The organism is Bacteroides sp. D20, from assembly GCF_003436255.1.
GTDB lineage: Bacteria > Bacteroidota > Bacteroidia > Bacteroidales > Bacteroidaceae > Bacteroides > Bacteroides uniformis.
Genome location: NZ_QSOO01000001.1, coordinates 161,514 through 182,014 on the forward strand (window position 1 = coordinate 161,514; position 20,501 = coordinate 182,014).

Genomic DNA, 20,501 nt, shown 5'->3' on the forward strand with positions numbered 1-20,501 from the left:
CGGATTATATTGCTTATTCCATATAGCGCGCTACTTTTCCACTGATTTGCAGTAGGGAGATTTCACATAATTTGGTATCATATTCCGCGGAGAGAATACGTTCTTCTGCATCCAGCAGACTCTTTTGGGCTTCGCGCATCTCGATTCCCGAGAGGTTGCCCAGCATATATCGTTCCATGGCAATCTCGTGGTTCTCCTTGGCAGCCACAAGGTTCTGGCGTTCCAGGTTCAGCATTTGCAGGTTGTTTTGGTAGGCCTGCCATAGGTTGCTGAGATCGGCGCGCAGGGCTTGCTCCAGTTGCTCCCGTTCCAGGCGAGCGTTCTGCACGGCAATGCGGGCATTCTTGCGTTCGCGGCGCCGGTTGCCATCGAACAGATTGAAGCCGACCGTGACGCCGAAGTTCAGACCGAGGTTGCTGCGGCGGCTGTTGGCAGAGATGTCATACTTGTTGAGGGTGTAGCCGTATCCGCCGTTCATCTTCACGTATGGGTAGTCGCGCGAGCAGACTTTCTTGTAGTCCAGACGGGCCAGGGTATTGTTCTGTTCGGCACGTAGCAGTGAGGCGTTGATGGTGAGGGTGGCGTTCCACAGCTCCTCGAAGTTCAGGGAGGCGGTCACGTTGATGAGGCTGTCTTGTATGATAAACGGCTGGTCTACATCTTTGTTTGCCATGAGTTCGTTCAGCTGGATACGTGAGGTGTGCAGCAGTTCCTGCTGTTTCATGTATTGGGCACTGTCGGCATTGAAGTCCACTTTGGCCTGCTGGTAGTCCAGGCGCGAGAAGTTACCGATGTGGTAACGCTCTTCCACAATGCGCAGGCGCTCTTTGGATAGCGATACGGCATAACGGAAGTTCTTCAAGCGGATTTTCTGCTGCACATAGTTATAGTATTCGGCGGCTATGTTGGCTATCAGGTCCTCGATGGCGATGCGCGTATTGGTCTCGCCTTGGCGTTCCAGCTCCTTGAGCCGTTGGTAGTTGGCGGTAATGTTGAAACCGTCGAAGATGGTCCAGTTCAGGTTGATGCCTGCATCGAGAGTTTGGTCAAACACTCCGTTGTCCTTGGTTGTCTCTCCGGTGGCTCGGGCTTTGGTCTCGGTATTGTCTATGGTTCCCTTGTAGCCGGCGGAGAGGCCCAGTGTGGGCAGGTAGCCCGCATTGCCCAGTGTGGCGTTGTTCTTGCTGACCTGCTCTTCATTGCGGACAATGCGCAGGGAGTAGTTGTTCAGCAATCCTTGCTCCAGGCAGGACTTCAAGGTGTAGGTAGGCGCAGGCTGTGCATAAAGGCCCAGCGCTGTGCAGGCAGTGGCTATGAAAATTAAAACAATGCGTTTCATTCGGTCTTCAGTTTACTTCGGTTCGTTGATACATAACTATATATGGCAGGCACGATGTACATCGTCAGCAGTGTGGAGATGAGCATGCCGCCTACGACGGCAGTACCCATGGCGATGCGCTGGTTGCAGCCTTCGCCGGTGGCGTAGGCAAGCGGTATCAATCCCAGGATGGTGGAGGCACTCGTCATCAGGATGGGGCGCAGACGTTGCAGGGAGGCGTCCTTGATGGCTCGCATCTTGTCTTCACCCGCTTCCTGCTTCTGATTGGCAAATTCCACAATCAGGATACCGTTCTTTGCCACTAGACCAATCAGCATGATAATACCAATCTGGCTGAATATATTCATCGTAATCCCCCCGAAATACATGAACACCAGTGCGCCGGCAATGGCGAGAGGCACCGTCAACATGATAATCAGCGGGTCCTTGAAGCTTTCGAACTGGGCGGCCAGAATCAGGTAAATCAGCACGATGGCCAGAATGAAGGCGAACATCAGACTGGAGGAACTCTCCCTATACTCTTTGGAGTCTCCGGTCAGTGCGGTGCGGAAGGTCTCGTCCAGCGTCTCCTTGGCAATCTTGTCCATTTCATCCAGACCTTGTCCGATGGTCTTGCCGTCCGCCAGTCCCGCGGAGATGGTGGCAGAAACGAAACGGTTGTAACGGTACAGTTTCGGAGGTGCGATGCCGCCGGTAAGCTCAATCAGGTTGTCCAGCTGTACCATGTTCCCGTTGGCGCTTCGGATATAGATGCCTTTCAGGTCGGCGGGCTTGTTGCGTTGCTGGCGGTTGATTTCGCCTAATATCTCGTATTGCTTTCCGTTCATGTAGAAGTAGCCCATGCGCTGTCCGCTCAAGCCGTATTGCAGAGTTTGGGCAATGTTCTTGGTGCTTACGCCCATGATACTCGCCTTGTCACGGTTGATGTTGATGCGTGCTTCAGGCTTGCTGAACTTCAAGTTTACGTCTGCCATCTGGAATACCGGATTTTCGTAGACCTTCGTCATGAACTTGGGGAGCACCTCCTGCAATTTCTCGATATTGGTTGCCTGCAATACATACTGCACGGGCATACCGCCGCGCCGTCCTCCGAATGAGGAGGACTGCTGTACGAAAGAGCGTGCCATGGTCTTTTTCTGCACTGCCTTCGACAACTTTTCGGCAACTTCCATCTGGGTATAGTCACGGTCTTTCATGTCTTTCAGTGTGATACGTACGTTACCGCTACCACTGGACACACGCGCTGTTACCGCTTCTGCATCCGGGATAATGGAGTCCACCAGATGATTGATGTCTTCGGTATAGTCGCGGATATATTCGTAAGTCACTCCTTCGGCACCCATTGTATTGATACTGATTTGCGAACGGTCCTCCAATGGCGCCATTTCAGCCGGGATAGTATTCCAAAGGACTCCGATAAGCAGGATGGTGACGATGGTGAAGGGCAGGGCAATCCAGCGCCGTTTCAGGAAGGCGGCCAGTGACTGGCTGTATACCCGGTTCATCCCTTCGAAGAAAGGTTCGGTCTTGCGATAGAACCAGCTCTGCTGTTCCCTTTTGATTAAAAGTTTGGTGGCAAGCATCGGCGTAAAAGTCAATGCGGCGAAGGAGGAGATAATCACCGAACCGGAGACCACGATACTGAATTCGCGGAACAGTCGTCCTGTCGTACCGTCCATGAATACAATAGGGAAGAATACCGCCACCAGCGTAATGGTAGTGGAGATGACGGCAAAGAAAATCTCCTTGGCTCCTTCTATGCCGGCTTCTTTCGGTGGCATCCCTTTCTCGATGCGGACATAAATGTTCTCCGTCATCACGATGGCGTCGTCCACCACCAAGCCCACGGCAAGCACCACGGCAAGCATGGAGAGCACATTGATGGAGAAACCGGCCAGATACATGACGAAGAAAGCTCCAATCAGCGAAACGGGGATTACAATACATGGCACAAGCGTCACACGCCAATCGCGCAAGAAGAGGAAAATGATGATGATAACCAGTACAAAGGCCTCATACACCGTCTGCTTCACCTCGTCGATAGAAGCGCGGATAAACTTGGTATTGTCAAAACCGTAGTTGTAATGAACATCTTCGGGAAGGTCTTTCTTCATCTTCTCCATGCGGTCATATACGGCGTTGGCTATTTCAATGTGGTTGGCACCCGGCTGCGGAATTACTACGACACCTACCATGGGCACACCGTTCATCTTCATATAACTTTTGATGTCGGCTGGTCCCAGTTCGGCACGTCCAATGTCGCTGAAGCGGACAATACGGTTACCGTCTTCCTTCAGGATAAGATTGTTGAACTCTTCGGCTGTATGCATCAGACCCAACGTACGGATGGTGAGCTCGGTAGTGTTTCCTTCGATACTTCCGGAAGGGAGCTCTACGTTTTCGTTGTCCACCGCATTCTTTACATCCAGGGGAGTGATTCCATAGCCGGACATCTTGATGGGGTCCAGCCAAAGCCGCATGGAATAGCGCTTTTCTCCCCAGATACTGACACTACTTACATCTGAAATAGTCTGAAGCTGCTCCTTGACAGTCAGGTCGGCTATTTCACTGAGCTCCAGTAGGGAACGTTTGTCACTTTGGAGGGCAACCATCAGGATAGGGGTGGCGTCCGCATCGGCTTTTGATACGGTAGGCGGGTCACAGTCACGAGGCAGATAGCGCTGTGCACGCGACACTTTATCACGTACGTCGTTGGCGGCGGTTTCCAGGTCAACGGAAAGCTCAAATTCTACTGTAATGCGTGATGAGCCTTGCTGGCTGACACTGGAGAGGGAGCGTATGCCGGGAATACCGTTGATGTTCTGCTCCAGAGGCTCCGTTATCTGGTTCTCGATGACATCGGCGTTGGCACCCGGATAGGAGCAGGATACTGATATGATAGGATTGTCTACAGACGGGTACTCGCGTACACCCAGATAATTGTAGCCGATGAAGCCAAACAGCAGGATTATCAGGGTAAGTACTGTCGAGAGTACCGGTCGCCGTATACTTAATTCGGATATATTCATTCTTTACAATTGATAATTAACGGTTGATAATTGACAGTTGTCAATTGATATTGTCCAGTGTTACCGGTAGTCCGGTACGGAGTTGCAGGGTTCCCGAGGTGATGATGGTATCTCCTGCCTGCAAGCCTTGCAATACTTGTACTTCCGCTTCCGTACGGATTCCCGTAGTAATCTCTACCGGCTGGGCTTTTCCCGACTTATAGAGGAATATCTTGTCTTTTCCCATTTCCGGTACAATGGCTTCGGACGGTACGGCAAGGGCGTCCTGAATTTCATCCTTGTTCAGCTTGATGCTGGCATAGCGGCCCGGAAGCACAGTTCCGTTGGCATTGGGATAAAGTGCACGGATTGTCAGGGTATGGGTAGTAGGGTCTATCTTTGATTCGCGTGCATAAACCGTGGCGTGGAAGGTATTTAGCTTTCCTTCGAGAGTGAAGTCCAGTCCGGCGCCGGTCTTTACGTCATTGGCATACCGCTCGGGTACGGCAAATTCCACCTTCAACGGCGAAATCTTGGTGAGTTTGGCTACAATGGTTGTAGGGGAAGCGTAAGTACCCACACTGACTTGGCGCAGACCGATGACACCGTCGAAAGGAGCACGCAGCTCAGTTTGTGCGATGTTCGATTCTATCAGGTCAATGTCGGCATTCAGGGTGGCCAGCTCGGTCTTTACTTGTTCGTAGGCTTCTTTACTGACCGCATCCCTTTCCAGCAGGGCGTTCTGGCGAAACACGCGGTCTTCTGCCAACTTTAATTGGGAGACGAGGCGTTGCAATTGTGCTTGCAGCGGCCGGTCATTAACTTTGGCAAGTAATTGTCCTTTCTTGACGAAGCTGCCTTCTTCAAAATTTATCTCTATGATTTTGCCGGATGTCTCGAAAGAAAGGTCCACTTCCTCATCCGGCAGCAGGCTGCCGCTGATTTGTATTTCATCCTTCAGCAGTTGCGGTTTGATTATTTTTGCGTTTACGTTTAGAATTTTCTTACCGCTACGTTGACCGGTCATCACCTTGTCTGCAGCGGCTAATTCTTCATTCTCTTTAGGTAATTGGGAGTAGATTCCTCCTCCAATCAGTCCGGCACCAATCACGATAATGATGCCCCATTTAACTCTCTTATTCATGTTGTAGTATTAGTAGTAATAAAATCAGCCTTAGATTAGACTACGGGAAAAGAGAATAGTTTAAAAGATAAAGAGTTAAAAAGTGTAAGAATATGGATTGGAAAGGTGATAAAATGACAAATCAGTAAGCAGCCCGGTATTTTCCCTCCTCCTTGTCCTCCAGCATGTTCAGATAAGAAGCGTAACGGGATTCGCTGATATAGTGCTTCTCGACAGCCTCGCGTACAGCGCATCCGGGTTCGTGGCGGTGGGTACAGTTGCCGTAACGGCAGTCGGCAGATACCTTGAATATTTCCGGGAAGTAGTGGCCTATCTCTTCTTCTTCCATATCGAATGTTCCGAAACCTTTGATGCCCGGAGTGTCAATGATATATCCGTTGCCCGGAACCGGGAACATTTCTGAGAAGGTAGTGGTGTGCATACCTTTATTATGATAGGTGGATATCTCTCCGGTTTTAATCTCTATATCGGGCAGTATTGCCTTGATGAGTGTCGATTTCCCTACTCCGGAATGTCCGGAAAAGAGGGTTATGCGTCCTTTGAGTTCTTTCTCGATAGTGTCGATGCCTTCCCCTTTTCTGGCAGAAACCTTGAAACAAGGATAGCCGATGGTGGTGTAAAGGTTGATGAGACTGTCCAGATAGTGCAGTTCCTCTTCATTGTAGGCATCCACTTTGTTGAATATAATCTTGACGGGAACACGGTATGCCTCGGCAGAGGCGAGAAAACGGTCTATAAAGGTAGTGGAGGTCTCGGGATAGTTCACCGTCACTATGAGCATGCACTGGTCGAGGTTGGCAGCAAGAATGTGCGATTGCTTGGAAAGGTTGGAGGCGCGGCGGATGATGTAATTCTTCCGGTCCTCTATCTCGCTGATAAAGGCCGTACCTTCTTGGTTCAGTATGATGTTCACATAATCGCCTACAGCCACGGGATTAGTGCTTCGTATGCCTTTCAGCCGGAAGTTCCCTTTGATTTTACATTCAATCTCCCTTCCGTCGTCAGTCCGTACCAAGTACCAACTTCCGGTGTTTTTTATAACGAGTCCCCTCAAAATAATTGAAAGTTGAAAGTTGAAAGTTGAAAATGGAAGGTTGAAAGGCTTCTATACTTGGTATATCGGTTTATTTTCAACTTTCCATTTTCCGTTTTCAACTTAATTAAACGGTCATGATTTCTTTATCCTTTGCAGCCAGCATGTCATCAATCTGCTTGATGAACTTGTCGTGAATCTTCTGCAGCTTTTCTTCACCGCCTTTCTGGGCGTCTTCGGCCAGTCCGTCCTTTACGGATTTCTTCAAGGCGTCGATGGCATCACGGCGTGCATTACGTACACTTACCTTGGCAGTTTCTCCTTCTCCCTTACACTGTTTGGCAAGTTGTTTACGGCGTTCTTCCGTCAGTGGCGGGATGCCGATACGGATAATCTCACCATTGTTTTCGGGCATGATGCCGAGACTGGAGTCAATGATGGCCTTTTCAATGACGCGGAACATGCTCTTATCCCATGGCTTGATGGCAATGCTGCGTGCGTCCGGAGTGGTTACGGCTGCCACATTGTTGATAGGAACCATACTTCCATAAGAATCCACACGGATACCGTCCAGCAAACGGATATCGGCTTTTCCGGCGCGGATATGAGCCAGTGCCTCGTCCAGATACATGATGGCCATGTCCATACTTTCTTGCGCTTCGTCTAAGATGTCTTTTACGTCTCTCATATTATTTTCGTTTTGAAATAGCTTTGATTTGAAACTTTGCAAATATAATTATTAAATTGAAAATTGAGAATTAAGAATTAAATAACATTCATTTTTTATTCTCCATTTTCCATTCAATTGTGCACCAGTGTACCGATTTCTTCTCCTTGCATCACTTTTTTCAGATTACCCACTGTGTCCATGTCAAAAACGATGATGGGCAGGTTATTCTCTTTGCACATGCAGGTGGCAGTGAGGTCCATCACTTTCAGACCGCGCTTCAGCACTTCGTCGTAGGTGATGTCGTGGAACTTCGTGGCTGTCGGGTCCTTCTCCGGGTCGGCGGTGTAGATGCCGTCCACACGGGTACCTTTCAGCATGACATCCGCCTCAATCTCGATGCCGCGCAGACTGGAACCGGTATCGGTAGTGAAGAACGGATTGCCTGTACCGGCGGACATGATGACTACTTCGCCTGCTTCCATACATTCGATGGCACGCCATTTATTGTAGAATTCACCGATGGGTTCCATACGTACGGCAGTCAGCACGCGGGCCTTCACGCCGGCAGCTACCAGAGCCGAACTGAGTGCAAGGCTGTTGATGACGGTTGCCAGCATTCCCATCTGGTCGCCTTTCACACGGTCGAACCCTTTGTTGGCACCGCTCAATCCGCGGAAAATGTTTCCACCGCCTATCACGATGCCTATTTGTACTCCCAATTCGTGGATTTCTTTGATTTGAGCTGCGTACTCGGCAAGGCGTTTCTCGTCGATGCCGTATTGCTTTTCACCCATCAGGCTCTCGCCGCTGAGTTTCAATAAGATTCTTTTATAGGTTGCCATAATATATAGTTTTGTTACATTGCTTTGCAGCAAAGATAAAGAATTAAACTGAAAAGTGCAGCAGAATGTGGTAGGATAGTTGCCTAACGCACAGTCTTTAGGAACTCGTCCATGCTGTGATATAACGGAACGCCATAGCGGTTGCAAGTAATCCGCACATTGTCGTAGCGGTAGAAACCGGGTTCACAGATAACGTGCAGTTTGCCCGAACGCATGTGCAGTCCCATCTCCAGCAGGGTGATGGGGGACTTGCTGCTTGCCAGGATATTCATGATTATTAGGTCGGCTTTTTCCAGATGTTCCAGTTCCCAGTTCACTTGATGTTCAAAGTCGGACATTTCGCCGCTGAGTCCCTTGTCCCTTCGGGGATTGTATAGGATGTATTTACCTTGGGGGCGTGCGCGGAACCAGTCGCAGGTTGCCTTTTGCCAGTCTATGCTTTTGCCCATGTCGATGGTGCCTGCCAGGAAAATTCTGGTGTATTCGGCTTCGTTCACTTCGGCTTTGCCTTCATCCGGGTGGAGTACTATAACCTCGGACTGAGCCTGCAGCCCGATAGGAAACAACAGCAGTAAAAGCAGGTAGAGACTTTTCTTCATGGTTGGTGATGGTTTTATAGGATTAGTTTCTTTTCTTGCTTCTTATCGGGAGTCTTGGGAACAGTTTCCTGAAACGGACCAGTTGGCTTGTAATATTGCCTCCTGCGATGACGAACGTTACGGCTACGATAATCATCACCAGTCCGAAGCTTTCTCTGACTGTCAGGCTTTCTCCAAAGACGGCTATTCCGAAGAAGATGGCTGTCACGGGCTCCAATGCGCCGAGAATGGCGGTCGGGGTGGAGCCGATATATTGGATGGCACCGGTAGTGCAGAGGAAGGATATGGCGGTGGGGAAGACAGCCAATGCAAGCAGATTGGCCCACAGATACCACTGGTCCGGTGTGTTCAGTACGCCGGAATAGAGCAGGCGTGCCACAAAAAGCGATAGGCCGAAGAGAAGGACATAGAAGGTGACTTTAAGCGTAGCCACATTTTTCAACGATGTCTGGTTGATGCCCACGATGTATATGGCATAGGAAAGGGAAGACGCGAAAACCAGCAGTGTCCCTATCAGGCTCAGTGTGCTGCCGTCCTCGCTCTTGTAGAGCAGTCCGATACCTCCCAGTGCAAGCAGCATGCAGACGATGGTTTGCAGTGCCAGCTTCTCTTTGAAAACCATGGCCATAATAAGCGCCACCATGATGGGATAGACGAACAGCAGTGTAGACGCTATGCCGGCAGCCATGTAGTTATAGCTCAGAAAAAGCGTCAGTGAGGAGAGGGCCACGAGCAATCCCATGATGATGAGCGGAAATGTTTCTTTCCGCTGTATCTTGAATGACCGCCCTCTCGCCTTTATCATAATGCCCAGCAACGGGATGGCGAAGAGGTATCTGAAAAAAAGTACCGAGTCCGGGTCCATGCCGGCCTTGTACAACGGGAGGGCAAACAGTGGATTCATGCCGTAGGAGGCTGCGGCGATGGAACCTAAAATATATCCTTTGGCTTTTGCGTTCATATCTTTATCTGTAAATTAGCGCGCAAAGGTAGATATTTACTTTGATTTCCTCCTTCTTTTCTGTATGAAAACCGTATGAATTCTACACTTATGCCTTCAGTGTGTAGTCGCCGGCTTCTTTCGTCACTACTTTCTGCAGTTCTTCGAGCGTCTTTTCACCGTCCGAAAACTCTACGGTGGCTACCGGAGGGTTCAGGGTTACGGTGGCGTGTATGCCTTCCATACTGTTCAATGCTTTCTCTACATGCATGCGGCAATGGTTGCACATCATGCCTTCTACTTTGAATTCTTTCTTCATGATTGTTTCTGTTGGCGGTTCAACTTCTTTGTTTTCTTCTCCTTCATGTATTCTTTTCCGTTTCAGCAGCAGGCTGTTGCTCACCACACTGACACTGCTGAATGCCATGGCCGCACCGGCTATCATCGGGTTCAGCAGGAAGCCGTTGATGGGATAGAGTATTCCGGCCGCAATGGGTACACCTATTATATTATATATAAATGCCCAGAAGAGATTCTGCCGGATGGTCCGGACGGTGAGACGCGACAGACAGAGAGCTTCCGGTATCTTAGCCAGGTCGGAAGAGATGATGGTCATTTTGGCTACATCCATGGCGATGTCGCTGCCTCCACCCATGGCGATGCTTAAGTCGGCTTGGGCAAGGGCGGCGCTGTCGTTGATGCCGTCGCCCACCATGGCAACCTTCCGGCCTTCTGCCTGCAACCGGCTGACGAAGGCAGCCTTGTCCTGCGGCAATACACTGGCCTGGTAGTGGGCGATGCCTGCTTTGCGGGCAATCTCACGGGCGGTGGCCTCATTGTCTCCGGTCAGCATGTGGACTTCGATGCCGGCGGCGCGCAGCTCGCTGACAGCGCGGATGGAAGTTTCTTTTATCCGGTCTGTAATTCCGGCTATTGCCAGCACGTTTTCTTCATCGGCAAACCAGATGACGGTCTGTGCTTCCGATGTCAGTCGGGTTGCCTCTTCCTGCAGGGAGGGGGGGATGGCGATATGGTTTTCTTCCAGCAGTTTCCGGTTCCCGGCGAGGTAGGTCCGGCCTTGTGCCCGTCCTTTCACGCCTTTTCCGGTGATGCTTTCAAAGTCTTGAATGTCTATGGAGGCCGACTCCTTGAGGTGGTTCACCACGGCTTCTGCCAACGGATGTTCCGAGAGCTTCTCCAGACTATAGAAAATGTCCGACAGCGCATTGCCTGCAGTGGCGCCAGTACCGGGCGTCATTGCCTGCGTATTCCATATCAGTTTGCTGACTACCGGTTTTCCTTCGGTCACCGTTCCGGTCTTGTCGAGTACCACGGTGTCTATCTTCTTGGCAATCTCCAGGCTTTCGGCATCTTTTATCAGAATGCCCCTTTCGGCGCCCTTGCCGATGCCTACCATGATGGCGGTAGGAGTAGCCAGTCCCAGTGCACACGGGCAGGCGATGATGACCACCGTGACAAATGCCAGCAATCCGTGGGTGAATCCGCCGGTTCCGTCCAGTAGCATCCATGCGATGAAGGCAAGCACTGCGATGCCTATAATGGTAGGCACGAATATCCCGGCTATCTTGTCCACCAGCTGCTGCACCGGTGCCTTGCTTCCTTGCGCGTCCTGCACCATGTGTATAATCTTCGCCAGCAGTGTATCCGTGCCGATTTTCTCTGCCCGGAAGCGGAAACTTCCCTTCTGGTTGATGGTACCTGCAAAGACCTTGGCGTCTTTGTGCTTGGATACTGCTACCGGTTCGCCGCTCAGCATACTTTCGTCTACGTAGGAGCTACCTTCCGTCACGATGCCATCCACGGCAATCCGTTCTCCGGGCTTCACCAGGACGATGTCTCCGGGGCGAATCTGCTCGATAGGGATAACGCGCTCAAAGGAAGAGTGAGGGACAGCGTGTCCTTCATCCACAATGATGGTCACAGTCTTGGGTTGGAGCCCCATCAGTTTCTTGATGGCGGTTGAGGTGTTTCCTTTCGCTTTTTCTTCCAGCAGGCGGCCCAGCAGGATAAAGGCTATGATGACACTTGCCGCCTCAAAATATACATGCGGATGGATGCCTCTGGATAGCCAGAAGTCCGGAAATAGCATGTTGAACAGGCTGAACAGATAGGCGGTCCCCGTACTGATGGCTACCAGTGTGTCCATATTGGCGCTGCCATGCTGCAATTGTTTCCAGGCGCTGGTGAAGAATCCCCGCCCCAGCCAGAATACGACGGGAGTGGACAACGCCCACATGATGGGATTGGCATGGGGCATATCCATGAAGAACATGCCTATGATGACAACGGGCATAGACAAGATGATGGCCCAGGTTGTGCGGAATTTCAATACGCTGAATTTCTTGTTGTGGGCCTCTTCCGCCTCTTCGAGCGTGTTGCCGTCCTGGTTTATCAATAAGTCATATCCGGCCGCCTGCACAGCCTGCTGCAAAGCCTCGGAAGAACAGCTCGTAGGGTCATATTCCACGGTTGCCGTTGCCGAAGCGTAGTTTACGACCGCTTTCTTGACACCTGACTGATGGTTCAGCGTCTTTTCTACCCGTGCGGAGCATGAGGCGCAACTCATTCCCAATACGGGAAATGTCTCTTGAACTATATTCTTTTCTGCCATAACAATTTTGTATAAGTCATTACTCTTGCTATGAGTGACTTGGTTCCAAATGCAAATACCGTCAGTCTTATTCCGAGATACCGTTGGTTTCACTACTTGAAACCGTCGGTTTCTCGCATTGAAACCGATGGTGCCAAAAGTTGAAACTTGTTTGGCACCGTATACTGGCTACCTGACGCCTTGTTCTGGAGGGTGGAATCCATATTTTATATCAGTCATAGCGATACAAAGATAATGCTTTTTCCCTTGAAATTGTTCATAGCCTACCCCTAACGCCAAGCAGGTTCCTTCTTGCTGGGAAATGCCCGTCGGATGACTTCCCGGCTCAAGCCTGTCTGCACCACTCCCCGCATCAGCAGGTAAGTGAGGAAGGCAAGCCATAGAGCATGGTTTGCCAGGACGGGATGCAGCCCATAATATAAGATAAAAAAGCTGACAGCTGCCGCTGCCATGGAGAGGAGCATTCCTCGCGTGGCGGTGGCACCGATGAAGATGCCGTCCCAGATGAAGGCGGCTATCCCGACGGCGGGCACGGCAAGCGCCCAATAAAAATAGGTGTCGGCAACAGCTATCACTTCTTTGTCATCCGTCAATAGTCCGAGGAAGGCATTGCCTCCCAGCGCATAAACCAATGTAAAGAGAACCGCCATCACCGCTCCCCATCCGAAGAGGTGCCGGACGGTGTCTGTAAAGGCTTCCCGGTTGCGTGCGCCTATGTATCTGCCGCTTAAGGCTTCGCCAGCGTAGGCAAAGCCGTCCATTACATACGAGAATAAGGTGAAGAGCTGCATCAGCAGCGTGTTGACCGCCAGAATAATCTCTCCCTGCGAAGCTCCCGCCGAAGTGAAGAACAACGTGACTGCCACCAGGCAAAGGGTACGCAGAAAAATATCCCTATTCACTTGGAAAAACCGGAACATCGCCTCTTTTTCCCAGATACCTGCCCCTTCTCTCCCTTTAATCTTTAATTTATAATTTTTAATTTCCCAGAATCTTTTCAGCCTGCCGTAGTTGTGCATCCAAAGGACAATGCCCATCAGGAAGCCAGCATACTGGGCAATCAACGTCCCCAAAGCTACTCCTTCTACTTTCATCCCACACAGATAAACCAGTCCGAGGCTGGCAATGATATTGACCACATTCTGTGTGATGGCTATATACATGGGGATACGCGAATTCTGCATGCCGATGAACCATCCCGTCAGTCCGTATAGCCCCAGCATGGCAGGGGCACCCCAGATGCAGATATGGAAATAGAGCGTTGCCATCTCTCTGACTTCGTCCGTGGGATGGATGAGAAGGAAGGCTCCCTGCTTGATAGGCGTTTGCAGCAGGATGAGGCAGAATGCGACTGCCACGCCTATGCCCACAGAACGCAACAGCAGGTGGACTACCTCCGGCAAATCCCGCTTGCCGAATGCTTGCGAGGTCATTCCGCTGGTACCCATCCTCAGAAAGCCGAATATCCAGTAGATGATATTGAACAGCATGCCACCCACGGCAATGGCGCCTATGTAGGCGGGCGAACCCAGATGGCCGACGATGGCTACATCAATCAGGCCGAGCAGCGGCACGGTGATGTTCGATACGATGGAAGGTAAGGCTATTTGCAGTATTTGTCTGTCTCTGGGCTTCATTTATATTATTTAATTCATTAAGGTCGGCAAAGTTAACTATTTTTCTACTTTCAACTATTGATGGTTGCCGTAAAAATGCGTAGTTTTGTAGGTAGATTTCTATGAGACTGATTGGGCTGTTAAACTATATATATACACTAAAAATGAAAACCTTAACGTTGCTTTTCTCCTTGTTCTTGATGTGTCCGCTGTCTGTCTGGGGACAGTCGGCAGATGAGTTGCTTTCGAAAGTGTCCGATGCACTTTCCGAGGGTAAAGATGACTATGCGGTGAGTTTGTTTCGCCAGGCGGCAAATGCCGGTGAGGATAGGACGGAAATGTTCTACTGGACCAATGTGGACAAGAGCAGTGAGGTGGCTCCTCGTCTTGCGGATGTGCTGGCTGTGCACTACAAGGAAATGCGGAATTACGATAAAGCCTACCTCTTCTATAAGGAGTTCTTGCAGCGTCATCCCGAAGACGTACCTGCACTTGTCTCTTGTGCCGAAATGGAGATGATGCGGGGAAAGGAGAAAGATGCCTTAAAAACCTATGAAAAGGTATTGATGCTGGATGCCGACAATCTCCAAGCCAATATCTTCTTGGGGAATTATTATTATCTCCAAGCCGAGAAGGATAAGAAGAAGCTCGAAGAAGACTATAAAAAGATAACTTCCCCCACAAGGATGCAGTATGCACGCTATCGCAACGGATTGTCAGACGTGTTCACCAATAGCTACGGCAAGGCTAAGGCATACCTGCAACGCGTGCTTCAGGTATTCCCCTCCATGGAAGCAGGCAATACGCTGGAAAAGATAAAGAAGATGGAGCTGGAGCTGAAATAGCTGTCCGCATTCCGACTAATAGGAAGGGGCTGTTTGTCTCTTATTTCTCTCCGGTCTCTTTTAATCTCTTCAGATATTCCGAAGGTATGCAGCCGAATTCTTCCTTGAAGCATTGCCGGAAGTAGAACAGATTGTTTATACCTACCTTGAATGCTATTTCCGAAATGTTGTATTTGCCTTCCAGCAGGTATTGCTCGGCGTGTTTCATCCTTATCTTGCGGACATATTCGTTGGTGGAAAGTCCGGTAAGCGCTTTCATCTTGCGGTAGAGGGTGGAATTGCTCATGCACATTTTATCCGAAAGATAGCTGATGTCTATTTTGTCTGAAGAAAGCCGTTCCTCTATCAGCTGGTTTATCTTGTGGATAAACTCGTTGTCCAGCTTGTTGAGCGATTCTGTAATGACAGCCGCTTTATTGCTTATGGCGGCATTGGCGCTGAAATGGTTTGCCAGGTTGCGCCGCGACTGGAGCAGGTTTTCTATACGGCTATGCAGCAGGCTGGCGCTGAACGGTTTGGTGAGGTAGGAGTCGGCACCTACCTGGTAGCCTTCCTCTTTGTCGCGCAGCGAGTCTTTGGCTGTCAGCAGTATAATGGGTATGTGGCTGGTGCGCACGTCTTTTTTCAGCTCACGGCACATCTCGTTTCCGTCCATTACCGGCATCATAATGTCACTGACGATGATGTCAGGTATTTCTTTCAGGGCGCTTTCCTTGCCCAGCTTTCCGTTGGCGGCAGTCTTTACTTCAAAGTGGTCGGAGAAGGATTCGGCTATATAGTCGCAGATGTCCGGATTGTCTTCCACTACCAGCAATATGGGTTTGTCGCTGGATGAAACTTGATTTACTTGTGCCTCTTCTATATGCTGGACGTTGCTTTCCTTTTCCTGCGAATCGGCATGCAGTGCCTGCGGGTAACTGTTGTCGGTAAGCAGGCTGACGTAGAAGGTACTACCTTGATTGGGAGCACTCTCTACGCGGATTTCCCCTTCGTGTAGGGCTACGAGGTTTTTCACCAGAGAAAGTCCGATACCGGTACCCGAAGCCTGGTGTTTGCCGCCTTCCTGGTAATAACGGTCGAATATGTGGGGTAGTGCCTCCGGCTTGATACCGTATCCCGTGTCGCTGACCCGGATTTCCGTATAGTTCACTTCGGCACGTTCCACCTGTCGGATACCGATGCTGATGCTACCCTTTTCCGTGTACTTTAGGGCATTGGATATCAGATTGTCCAGGATGGTCTGGATAATTTCCTTGTCGAAGTATATAGGCATATGCTCTTTCTCCACCACCAGCCGGATATCGACGGCTGGCTTCCGGTTCAGTTCCTTGTACTTCAGGCCTATCTCGCGGATAAGGGGTACGAGGTTGTCCCGGCTCACGCAGAGTTTCTTGTTCTGGGTCTCGGTCTTTCTGAACTCCAATATCTGGTTGATGAGGTTCAGTAGCCGGATGGCACTTTGGTGAATGACGGATATCTTCTGTGCGTCTTTGGTGGATAGTGTATCACTTTTCTGTATGTCTTCCAGCGGACCCAGTATCAGCGTAAGCGGGGTGCGCAGTTCATGGGTGATGTTGGTGTAGAAGCGCAGGCGTTCGTTGTTCAGTTCCTGCTCGTGTTCGTGGCTCTGCTTCTCCAGTTGGTACAGTGCTTCAGCATCCAGTCTTTTCTTGTAGGCATAGAGTATAGAGAAAAGGATGATAAGGGACAGCAGGATATAGAATGACTTTGCCCACCAAGTAAGCCAAAGGGGTGGGGCGATGCGGATGTTCAATGAGGTGGTTGCGTCCGACCATGCTTGGTTGCGCATGCGCGTTTTCACTTGGAACTGGTATTTCCCGGGAGGAAGATTACGAAAGGTGACATTATTGGGGTCTGTAAGCGTATACCAGGAGTTCTCGAGTCCTTTCAGCATATAGGCATATTCCACTTGGTTGACCAGGGCATAGTTCTGGATGTTGAACCGGATACTGAAACTATTCTGTGTATATTTCAGTTGCACGTTCTTCTGTCCGTTTAAGGCAATGGTGCTCTGTCCGTTTTCCGGTTTGTTCAGCGGGTCGGTAATTTCAATGTTGGTGATGAATGCGGGTGGTGATTTGCGTTCCTGCAATACAACTTCCGGGTTGAAGTAGCACAGACCGTTTATAGAGCCGAAGTAAAAGTTACCGTCTTGTCCGTAGGCTACACTGCCCCGACTGAAGCTTCCCATGGGGAGGTTGTCGTGATAGTCGTAGTTATAGAAAATGTCTTTACTGTCCACAAGACAGCTGATACCTTTGTTGGTGCTCACCCAAATATTTCCTGCCTTGTCCTCACCGATGGCTTGTATGTGGGTGTTAGCCAGTCCGCTTTCACGTTGGTATACTTTGTAGTTTCTGTCTGTCAGGGAGGGGAAGCATACCAAACCTTCACCCGTGGCCACCCACAACCGCTTTCTGCTGTCTTCGTAGAGAGCATTGATGGTATTGGAGGGGAATTTGGCCAGGACGTTGAAGAGCTGGATGCTTTGGAGTTGAGGGTCATAGAGGCCCAGGCCTCCTCCGAAGAATCCTACCCATACTTGGTCTTCGGAATCCTTCAGCACACAGCGGGCCAGATTGTTCTCCAGATTGTAGTGTGCCTTGATTGTCTTGCTGTCACAATCTATAAGATAGACGCCTTCGCTGGTTCCGACCCAAATGTTTCCCTGCTTGTCTTCATGAAAGGAACGTACGTCAGTGCGTGACTTGTCTTCGGAGAAAATCTGCCGGAAGCTTTGGCTCTTGGGGTTGTAGTAGGCTATTCCTCCATAAAAAAGCCCGAACCATAATCCTCCCTTTGAGTCGCACAAGGCTGCCTGCACCGTATTGCTTCTGAATTTCTTGTTGTCAGCATTGTATATGGCTATTCGTCTTCCCTTGTTGAATACGTTGATTCCTCCTCCATCGGTTCCTATCCAGAGGTTACCGGCTTTGTCCATACAGACACCGGAGGCTATTTTACTGTTCAGGCTGTTGTTGGTGGATGGAAAAGGAGAATATTTATAAGTGCTGAAGAGTGACGGCTCGCGTTTTATGAAGTTGATGCCGCCTCCCCAGGAACCTGCCCATACATTACCGAAGGAATCTTGGAGCAGGCAACGGATACTGGAGTTGGACAAGCCGTATTCATCGTCTCCCTCCCGGATAGAAAGCGCATGAATCTGGTCCGACGAACGGAAAAGCTGTTGGGACAAATCCACTACGGCAATGCCGCCGAATTCCATGGCTATCCAAAGTCTGTTGTCATCCAGTTGGTGTATATCATATACACGGTGCGATATGCAGTTGGTTTTGTCGTCGAAGGGGATGAAACTTTCCGCTTCCGGGTTAAACAGTACCACTCCTCTATCGGTTCCTATCCATATGTTTCCGCTTTTGTCTTTGTAGACACATGTCACTTCGTTGCCGGGCAGGCTGTTGGGGGATTGCGGCTCGTGTGTGAAGTTCTTGACTGTCTTGTCTTTTATGGAAAGTATACTGAATCCCCGGTCCACATGCCCGATATAGAGTAGTCCGTTACCACCGTCTATGGCAGACCAGATATGGTTGCTTGCAAAACCTGGTACGGTTTCGGTATTGTAATGGGTGAATTGCCCGGTTTGCTTGTCAAAATAGTCCACGCCTTTCCAATAGGTGCAAATCCATAGGTTACCGTCGGAGGCGGCAATGATTTTGGTAATGTCGTCCGTAACCAGGCTTTCAGGGTTGTTTTCGTTGTGTCTGTAAGTGATGAATGAATCGTTGGCATAATTGTATGCATTGATTCCGGCACGCTGGGTTCCTATCCATAAGATGGAGTCGATGGGATCGTCCAGCAGACAGTTCAGTTCGTTGCCGGTGATGCTTTGCTTGCCGGTTGTTTCTTCTTTATAATAGGTAAGGAAGCGTATTCCGTCGAATTTATTTAAACCCTCTTCTGTGGCAAACCATAGAGAGCCCCGTTTGTCTTGGGCTATGCTTACCACATGGTTGTTGGACAGCCCTTCACGGATACTCAGATGTTTTATGGTATATGGCTGCGCGGATAGCAGGAATGGCAGGCATAGGAAAATGGAAAGTAGAATCTTCTTCATAACGGGTCGTTTTTCATTGCATGAGTCAAAAGTACAAATAAAATCTTTAGATGATGTGCACAAATCGTGCATTGACAGATTTATATGCCTTCTCTGCAAGATTTATACAGCTGTTGAATCGAAAATTGGCATATGTTTGCATTGCCGATTATTATAAATCGGAACAAAATGTACTTTTTTGTTTAACTTTAATAATAATATTTATGAAGAAGCATTTCTTTAACGCCACTTTCTGGGCGTTATTATCGCTGGCTTTATGGACTACTGGATGTAGTGACGATGACGGATACTCTGATGTAGACGGGCAGATTCCGACAATGACATTGGTGACGGATCATATTGAATCCGGTGCCGGCCATCGTTTTACCATTGAAGGTTCGTTGGCTGACCAGGATGGAATTGTATCCGTCAATCTGCAATGTGCCGATCTTTATCTGAACAAGACCATTGATTTGGTCGAAATCTATGGAGCTCCCCAAACGGAGTATGAGTTGAGCTATTCTTATGACCTCAAGCGTGATGAAATCGGTGAACGCTTCACCGTGAAAGTGACCGTAACAGATGCGGGCGGGCGTGAAGTGTCGCAGGATGTGTTGATAACGATGGATGGGGACTTTGAGAATCCTACATTTACAATTGCCCCTAGTAAGGAGGTTACCGTACTGATAAAGGATGAAACAAAGTTCAACCTGAATTTCACGGTGAAAGATGACCGCATACTGGATTATGTACTCATTGAGATTCCTGGGGTAGAAGGTTTTGAAAGCCGCCGTATAGAGGCTGGCGGGCAATCTACTTTGAGCTTTACGGAGAAGATTATTCTGCCTAATGAGGTGAAAAGTTACGATGTGACTTTGACGGCTGTGGATGCCAGAGGCAATCAGACAGTGACCAATAGTACCATCAGTGTATCTGAAATGCCTGACTTCCCCAAAATGTATCTGGCCGATGTGGCAACCGTAGAGGAATTGAACAGTGATATTTTCGGTGTACCGATGGTGATTAACCATACGGGCGAGTACCAATATCGTGCACGTTATTATAATAAAGCTGCCGGTACGGAAATTTTCTTCTTACCGCAAAAGACAGACTTTACTCCTATCTGTTTTGGCCTTGATCCGGAGGATAATACAAAATTGACGGATGACCCGGAAACGGCTAAACCTATTGTCTTGGATGAGGCTGGTGTTTATTATGAAATAGACATCAATGTGAAAGAGTCTACTTATAGTATGCGCACGTACTCGGTGACAGAGGCTACAAATCCGATGAAATATGAATATGGAAAGCCTTGTTTTGACCGTTGGGAGAATGGGGAATCGTTCATTGATTTCTATATCGGTTGGGGAGGTTCTCCTCAGGATGCGGGAAATCAGTTGTTTGCCCAGGATAAAAATAATCCTCATCTTTTCTATTATCCGGAAAATGGAACTTGGACGCTGGAAGCCGGTGAAGAAATGAACTTCATCATATCCAATTATCATCCCGACGGATGGTGGGATCATGTGGAATGGCGGTGTGACGACTCTCAGAATGTAGAGAAGTTTGGTTACTTCAGTAAGAAAGGGGATGTGAATCCTAATTGGGAAGGCACCAATCAGCGTTGGGAAGACGGCTCGATGGTAGGTGACAACTGGATGAAGCCTACGGTTACGGTGACCGGCAACTACCGCTTTGAGTTTGACGCGCATTTGGGTCGCGGCAAGATTGTGCCTGCTAATTAAAAAGTAACATTAG

13 protein-coding genes are annotated in these 20,501 nt (G+C 49.5%); 2 read left to right on the forward strand and 11 right to left on the reverse strand.

Going from position 1 to position 20,501, the window contains the following annotated elements; all coding sequences use genetic code 11:
* Positions 1-13: 13 nt before the first annotated feature.
* The 10 genes from DXD78_RS00690 to DXD78_RS00735 form a co-directional block, all read right to left on the reverse strand.
* The gene (locus tag DXD78_RS00690) at positions 14-1,339 is read right to left on the reverse strand and encodes a TolC family protein (RefSeq protein WP_022402284.1); all 1,326 of its coding nucleotides are present in this window, start codon (positions 1,337-1,339) and stop codon (positions 14-16) included.
* Complete coding sequence (locus DXD78_RS00695; protein WP_009037203.1) at positions 1,336-4,368, reverse strand: efflux RND transporter permease subunit; 3,033 nt, start codon at positions 4,366-4,368, stop codon at positions 1,336-1,338. Before DXD78_RS00695 ends, DXD78_RS00690 begins: the two co-directional genes overlap by 4 nt.
* A gap of 40 nt (positions 4,369-4,408) precedes the next feature.
* Positions 4,409-5,491 carry an efflux RND transporter periplasmic adaptor subunit gene (locus DXD78_RS00700; protein WP_117652454.1) on the reverse strand — a complete coding sequence of 361 codons (1,083 nt, stop codon included), beginning with the start codon at positions 5,489-5,491 and terminating at the stop codon, positions 4,409-4,411.
* Positions 5,492-5,612: 121 nt separating this feature from the next.
* The gene (gene rsgA, locus DXD78_RS00705) at positions 5,613-6,545 is read right to left on the reverse strand and encodes a ribosome small subunit-dependent GTPase A (protein ID WP_005824247.1); all 933 of its coding nucleotides are present in this window, start codon (positions 6,543-6,545) and stop codon (positions 5,613-5,615) included.
* A gap of 106 nt (positions 6,546-6,651) precedes the next feature.
* Complete coding sequence (gene frr / locus DXD78_RS00710; protein WP_005824243.1) at positions 6,652-7,212, reverse strand: ribosome recycling factor; 561 nt, start codon at positions 7,210-7,212, stop codon at positions 6,652-6,654.
* Between the two features lie 113 nt (positions 7,213-7,325).
* The gene (gene pyrH / locus DXD78_RS00715; protein WP_005835090.1) at positions 7,326-8,036 is read right to left on the reverse strand and encodes a UMP kinase; all 711 of its coding nucleotides are present in this window, start codon (positions 8,034-8,036) and stop codon (positions 7,326-7,328) included.
* An 83-nt stretch (positions 8,037-8,119) separates the two neighbouring features.
* Positions 8,120-8,635: a nucleoside 2-deoxyribosyltransferase domain-containing protein gene (locus DXD78_RS00720; protein ID WP_005824239.1), complete on the reverse strand. Its 516-nt coding sequence runs from the start codon at positions 8,633-8,635 to the stop codon at positions 8,120-8,122.
* A gap of 22 nt (positions 8,636-8,657) precedes the next feature.
* Complete coding sequence (locus DXD78_RS00725; RefSeq protein ID WP_005824237.1) at positions 8,658-9,596, reverse strand: DMT family transporter; 939 nt, start codon at positions 9,594-9,596, stop codon at positions 8,658-8,660.
* Between the two features lie 88 nt (positions 9,597-9,684).
* Positions 9,685-12,207: a heavy metal translocating P-type ATPase gene (locus DXD78_RS00730; RefSeq protein WP_117652455.1), complete on the reverse strand. Its 2,523-nt coding sequence runs from the start codon at positions 12,205-12,207 to the stop codon at positions 9,685-9,687.
* 269 nt (positions 12,208-12,476) lie between these two features.
* Positions 12,477-13,844 (reverse strand): MATE family efflux transporter, encoded by a 1,368-nt coding sequence (locus DXD78_RS00735; protein WP_117652456.1) that lies wholly within the window; start codon positions 13,842-13,844, stop codon positions 12,477-12,479.
* Between the two features lie 143 nt (positions 13,845-13,987).
* Here DXD78_RS00735 and DXD78_RS00740 point away from each other — a divergent pair, with 143 nt between their 5' ends.
* Positions 13,988-14,668 carry a lipopolysaccharide assembly protein LapB gene (locus DXD78_RS00740; RefSeq protein WP_034523335.1) on the forward strand — a complete coding sequence of 227 codons (681 nt, stop codon included), beginning with the start codon at positions 13,988-13,990 and terminating at the stop codon, positions 14,666-14,668.
* A 40-nt stretch (positions 14,669-14,708) separates the two neighbouring features.
* On the opposite strand, the gene DXD78_RS00745 is transcribed toward DXD78_RS00740, so the two are convergent.
* Positions 14,709-18,764 carry a hybrid sensor histidine kinase/response regulator transcription factor gene (locus tag DXD78_RS00745; protein ID WP_009037200.1) on the reverse strand — a complete coding sequence of 1,352 codons (4,056 nt, stop codon included), beginning with the start codon at positions 18,762-18,764 and terminating at the stop codon, positions 14,709-14,711.
* Positions 18,765-18,967: 203 nt separating this feature from the next.
* Between DXD78_RS00745 and DXD78_RS00750 the strand changes: the two genes are divergently transcribed.
* Positions 18,968-20,488 carry a hypothetical protein gene (locus DXD78_RS00750; protein WP_009037199.1) on the forward strand — a complete coding sequence of 507 codons (1,521 nt, stop codon included), beginning with the start codon at positions 18,968-18,970 and terminating at the stop codon, positions 20,486-20,488.
* Positions 20,489-20,501: the final 13 nt, after the last annotated feature.

Bases quoted from the DNA above. Each gene is read 5' to 3' on its own strand.
- DXD78_RS00725 (WP_005824237.1), bottom strand. From the start codon at position 9,596: ATGAACGCAAAAGCCAAAGGATATATTTTAGGTTCCATCGCCGCAGCC.
- frr (WP_005824243.1), bottom strand. From the start codon at position 7,212: ATGAGAGACGTAAAAGACATCTTAGACGAAGCGCAAGAAAGTATGGAC.
- DXD78_RS00690 (WP_022402284.1), bottom strand. From the start codon at position 1,339: ATGAAACGCATTGTTTTAATTTTCATAGCCACTGCCTGCACAGCGCTG.
- DXD78_RS00695 (WP_009037203.1), bottom strand. From the start codon at position 4,368: ATGAATATATCCGAATTAAGTATACGGCGACCGGTACTCTCGACAGTA.
- DXD78_RS00700 (WP_117652454.1), bottom strand. From the start codon at position 5,491: ATGAATAAGAGAGTTAAATGGGGCATCATTATCGTGATTGGTGCCGGA.
- DXD78_RS00745 (WP_009037200.1), bottom strand. From the start codon at position 18,764: ATGAAGAAGATTCTACTTTCCATTTTCCTATGCCTGCCATTCCTGCTA.
- pyrH (WP_005835090.1), bottom strand. From the start codon at position 8,036: ATGGCAACCTATAAAAGAATCTTATTGAAACTCAGCGGCGAGAGCCTG.
- DXD78_RS00740 (WP_034523335.1), top strand. From the start codon at position 13,988: ATGAAAACCTTAACGTTGCTTTTCTCCTTGTTCTTGATGTGTCCGCTG.
- DXD78_RS00730 (WP_117652455.1), bottom strand. From the start codon at position 12,207: ATGGCAGAAAAGAATATAGTTCAAGAGACATTTCCCGTATTGGGAATG.
- DXD78_RS00720 (WP_005824239.1), bottom strand. From the start codon at position 8,635: ATGAAGAAAAGTCTCTACCTGCTTTTACTGCTGTTGTTTCCTATCGGG.
- DXD78_RS00750 (WP_009037199.1), top strand. From the start codon at position 18,968: ATGAAGAAGCATTTCTTTAACGCCACTTTCTGGGCGTTATTATCGCTG.
- DXD78_RS00735 (WP_117652456.1), bottom strand. From the start codon at position 13,844: ATGAAGCCCAGAGACAGACAAATACTGCAAATAGCCTTACCTTCCATC.